Genomic DNA, 4,213 nt, shown 5'->3' with positions numbered 1-4,213 from the left:
ATCGGCGTAGAGGGCGTTCAGCCGGAAGTCCCGCCGCGCCGCATCCTCGGCCCAGTCCTCGGTGAAGGCCACGACCGCCCGCCGCCCGTCCGTCTCCACGTCGCGCCGCAGGGTGGTGATCTCATAGGGCCGGCGCCCCGACACGCCCGTGACCGTTCCGTGCTCGACGCCCGTCGGCACGGCCTTCAGGCCCGCCGCCTGCAGCGCCTGGATCGTCTCTTCCGGCCTCAGTCGGGTGGCGATGTCGATGTCGTCGACCGGCTGGCCCATCAGGCTGTTGCGCACACAGCCGCCGACGAAGCGGGCGCAGTCGTTGCCGCCCGCCGCCGCCAGCGCCGCCATCACCGCCCGCGTCGAGGCCGCGCGCAGCCACGGCTGATCCGCCATGGAGGCCGTCACGCCGCATCCTCGCCGGCGGCAGCGCCGGGCGCGGCCTCGTCGCCATACAGCCGCGCGTGCAGCCCCTTCAATATCCCCGCCGTCGCCCCCCAGATGTAGCGCTCGCCCCACGGCATGGCCCAGAACCAGCGGCGCGGCCCGTTCTCCTGATCATAATAGTCGCGGCGATGGTTCACCGGGTCCATCAGGAAGTCCCACGGCGCCTCGAACACCTCGGCCACCTCGTCCGGCGACGGCGTGACGCGGGGCGGCTCGTGCAGCCAGCCCACCACCGGCGTCACCAGAAAACCCGTGCCGGTCTCATAGGCGTCCGACAGGCCCAGCACCTCCACCGCCGCCGGGTTCATCGCCACCTCCTCGTCCGCCTCGCGCAGGGCGGCGGTCACGGCGTCCTCGCCGGGGTCCAGCCGGCCGCCAGGAAAGGCGATCTGGCCGGTGTGGCTGGCCAGGGTGTCGGCCCGGCGGGTCAACAGCACCGTCGCCCCCTCGGCGCGAGCGATGACGGGAACCAGCACCGCCGCGGGCCTCAGCTCGGCCGCGATCCGATTCATCGTCGGGTTCAGGTCGAAGTCGGACCGCGCGGGCCGAACGCCCGGCCGCCAGCTGTCGATCGGGGCCAGCCGCTCCACCAGTCGCGCCTTCAGCGTCTCCAGGCTCACGACAGCGCCCCTAGGTCGAACGCCTGGCCGGCCGAGCGCAGCACCAACCGCCCCCCGGCCGCCTCGGCCGCCTCCACCATGTCGTAGAAGATCGGCCGCGCGATCCGCGCCCACAGGTCGCGCCGCACATGGACGCGCGGCCGGGGCTCGCCCGTCGCGGCGTCGGTCTCGACCACCACGGGATTGTCCGCGTCGGCGCGAACCTCGTCGCCGACGTCGGTGATGAAGATCAGCGCCTCGTCCTCCCGGCGCATCGCCACCGCACGGAACGGCAGGTCCTCGACCCCGATCCGCAACTTCTCCACCGGCGTGACCAGATGATAGCCGTCCGGATCCTTGCGCAGCACCGTTGAGAACAACCGCACCAGCGCCTCGCGCCCGATCGGCGATCCCTCGTGCATCCACACGCCGTCGGTGCGGATGACGATGTCGATCTCTCCGCAATGCGGCGGGTTCCACAGATGCACCGGCGGCAGACCGCGCCCCGGCGCCTGGCGGGCCGCCTCGGTGACGGCTTGAAGGCCGCCTCTGGCTTTTGGCGTGTTCGTCATGTGCGACCATGACTTAGGCCGGACGCACGGCCTCGAAAAGGCGTCAGCCGATGCGAACGGCCCCGCAGACCGTTTCGACGCCCGCGCCCAGCCACAGGACCCGCCGCCGATCCACCGGCCCCGGCAACATCGCCTGGGGCGCGGGCCGGAAGCCGAACCGCTCGAAATAGGGCCGGTCGCCGACCAGAAGCACGCCGCCCACACCCATTCGATGCGCCTGTTCGACGCAAGCCTGCACCAGTTCGGCGCCCAGGCCGTCGCTGCGCGCGGCCTTGTCCACGGCGATCGGCCCCAGGAACAGCGCGCGCGTGTCGCCGACCGTGATCGGCCACAGCCGGACTGAGCCGATCACCCGGCCGTCCTGACGCGCCACGAAACCCGCCGCGGGGACCGAGCCCTCGCGCAGACGCTCGGCCGTCTTGGCGAAACGGCCCGGCCCGAAGGCGGCGATGACCAGCGCTTCCACGCCTTCGGCGTCGGCTGGGGTCTCGGCGTCGATGCGGCTGGGGGCCGCGGGCAGGACGAGGGCGTGCGACATGGGCGCTCCGGTGGGGGCGCGCGCACCTAGGACCAAAGCGGCGCCAAATCAAGGCGCGATAGGTGGCCTCAGCCCGCCTTGGTGAAGTCCGGCGCCCGCTTCTGGGTGAAGGCCATGAAGGCCTCCATCGCCTCGGGACTCTTCATCTGCGAGCCGAACGCCTCGCCCTCGCTCTGCATCCGCGCCCACAGGGCCTCGGCGTCGCGCATCAGACGCTTGGTCTTGCGGATTGAGTTGGGCGCGCGGGTCGCCAGCGCGGCGGCCAGGGCGGCGGCCGTCTCATCGACCCGATCGGCCGGGACCGCCCGATTGGCCAGGCCCCAGGCCAGGGCCGTCCGCCCGTCGATGGCCTCGCCCAGGGCGAACAGTTCGAAGGCCCGCTGATGACCGACCACCGCCGGCAGCAGCAGGCTGGACGCCGCTTCGGGGGCCAGGGCCAGGTTTACGAAGGGCACGGACAACAGGGCGTCCTCGGCCACGACCACCATGTCGCAATGCAGCAGCATGGTCAGGCCGATTCCGACCGCCCGCCCCCTGACGGCCGCCACCAGCGGCTTGTCCAGGTCGGCCAGGGCCTTCAGGAACCGGAACACCGCCATGTCGAAGGGCTGTTCCGTCTGCGACCCGATGGCGATGAAGTCGCCGATGTCGTTGCCGGCCGAAAAGCTGTCGCCCTCGGCCTTCAGCAGCACCGCCCGGACGTCGGCGTCGGTGCGCGCCCGCTCGGTCGCCGCCGACAGGGCGGCGTACATGGCCTGTGTGATGGCGTTCTTCTTGTCGGGGCGCGCCAGAACGATGCTGAGCACGCCGTCGGCGAGGTCGGTGCGGATATGTTCGCTCATCAGGCTTCCTCGTCCCGTTCGACGTTCGACCACCAGTCGACGCCGTTCTTGTCGCGCGCCCGCCGTGCGCGGCCGCGCCTTTCCAGATAGTTGAGATGCGCCTGGGCCTCACCCGTGGCCATGCCCAGCATCGCATCTCCGACCGCCCGGCCGAACACGGCCGGAAAGGCGTCCAGCACCCTAGTCGGTTTCCGCAACGTCCGTTCAAGTCGTTTCAACGCCGTCTCATGCCCGCGCCTGAGCGCGTCCAGACGATTGTGAACGCCGCGGAACGGCTCGCCGTGCGACGGCAGGATCAGGGCGTGCTCCGGCAACATCCCACGCAGCTTCGCCAGGGAGTCCATCCAGTCGCCCAGCGGATCGGCGTCCGGCTCGGTGGGCCATACCGAAACGTTGGACGAGATGCGCGGCAGGATTTGATCCCCAGCGATGAAGACGTCGTCCGACGTTCGCCACAGGCAGACGTGCTCGGGGCTGTGTCCGGCGCCGACCACCACCCGCCATTCGTCGTCGCCGATGTTCAGCACATCGCCGTCCTGCAGCCGCATGAAGGCGCGCGGCAGGGGGCTGACGCCCTTGCCGAACATGCCGTACCCCTCGCGCCAGGCCGTGATCTGCTGATCACTCCACCCGGCGGCGCGATAGAAGACCTCGCCTTCCGGCGGCGCGTCTCCCGCGCTCTCGGCGGCCAGCGTTCGTCCGGTCAGATACTCCGTGCGCGACATCAGCAGCGGGGCGCCCGTCCGGCGGCACAGCCAGCCGGCCAGGCCGATGTGATCGGGATGCATGTGGGTGCAGACGACGCGCTTGATCGGCCGCCCCTGCAATGGGCCAGCCAACAGCGATTCCCATGCCTCGACCGAAGCCGGCGTGCTGAGCCCCGTATCGATCACGGTCCATCCCGGGCCGTCGTCCAGGGCGAACACATTCACGTGGTCGAGTTGAAACGGCAACGGGAAGCGCGACCAGAGCACGCCCGGCGCGACCTCTTTTCCCTCGCCCGACAACGGCGGCTGGACGTCGACGTACTGCGGCTGGGAACGTCGGTCGTGGTCCAAGATGTCGGCGGGGCCATCCCGCATGATCTGCGTCTCCTTTAAAAACGCTCTACATTGGATGCCTTCCTCCGTATCGTCCAGCCTTGACCCTGGAGCGCGTGAAGCCCAAACCAGCGACATCGACCTCAGTCAGGTGTTTACCTTATGAAGTTCCGCCTCTTCGCTC

At 70.3% G+C, this 4,213-nt stretch carries 5 protein-coding genes and 1 pseudogene; all 6 read right to left on the bottom strand.

The window, feature by feature from the left end; translation table 11 throughout:
* Positions 1–387, bottom strand: a pseudogene (locus tag B2U11_RS02865) (CCA tRNA nucleotidyltransferase); the annotation flags it as partial.
* An 8-nt stretch (positions 388–395) separates the two neighbouring features.
* A complete protein-coding gene (locus tag B2U11_RS02860; RefSeq protein ID WP_292069834.1) occupies positions 396–1,058 on the bottom strand; it encodes a CoA pyrophosphatase in 663 nt (220 codons plus the stop codon).
* Positions 1,055–1,609: a DUF1285 domain-containing protein gene (locus B2U11_RS02855; RefSeq protein WP_292069833.1), complete on the bottom strand. Its 555-nt coding sequence runs from the start codon at positions 1,607–1,609 to the stop codon at positions 1,055–1,057. Before B2U11_RS02855 ends, B2U11_RS02860 begins: the two co-directional genes overlap by 4 nt.
* A gap of 43 nt (positions 1,610–1,652) precedes the next feature.
* The gene (locus tag B2U11_RS02850; RefSeq protein WP_292069832.1) at positions 1,653–2,147 is read right to left on the bottom strand and encodes a GNAT family N-acetyltransferase; all 495 of its coding nucleotides are present in this window, start codon (positions 2,145–2,147) and stop codon (positions 1,653–1,655) included.
* Between the two features lie 68 nt (positions 2,148–2,215).
* The gene (locus B2U11_RS02845; protein WP_292069831.1) at positions 2,216–2,989 is read right to left on the bottom strand and encodes an enoyl-CoA hydratase; all 774 of its coding nucleotides are present in this window, start codon (positions 2,987–2,989) and stop codon (positions 2,216–2,218) included.
* On the bottom strand, positions 2,989–4,071 hold the full coding sequence (locus B2U11_RS02840) for an MBL fold metallo-hydrolase (RefSeq protein ID WP_292069830.1): 1,083 nt from the start codon (positions 4,069–4,071) through the stop codon (positions 2,989–2,991). The genes B2U11_RS02845 and B2U11_RS02840 overlap by 1 nt, the downstream gene beginning before the upstream one ends.
* Positions 4,072–4,213: the final 142 nt, after the last annotated feature.

Origin of the sequence: Brevundimonas sp. UBA7534 (genome assembly GCF_002479325.1) — a bacterium.
In the GTDB taxonomy this organism is placed as follows: Bacteria; Pseudomonadota; Alphaproteobacteria; order Caulobacterales; family Caulobacteraceae; genus Brevundimonas.
The sequence above is the reverse complement of the archived record's forward strand: the minus strand, read 5'-3'. Positions and strand labels throughout refer to the sequence as shown.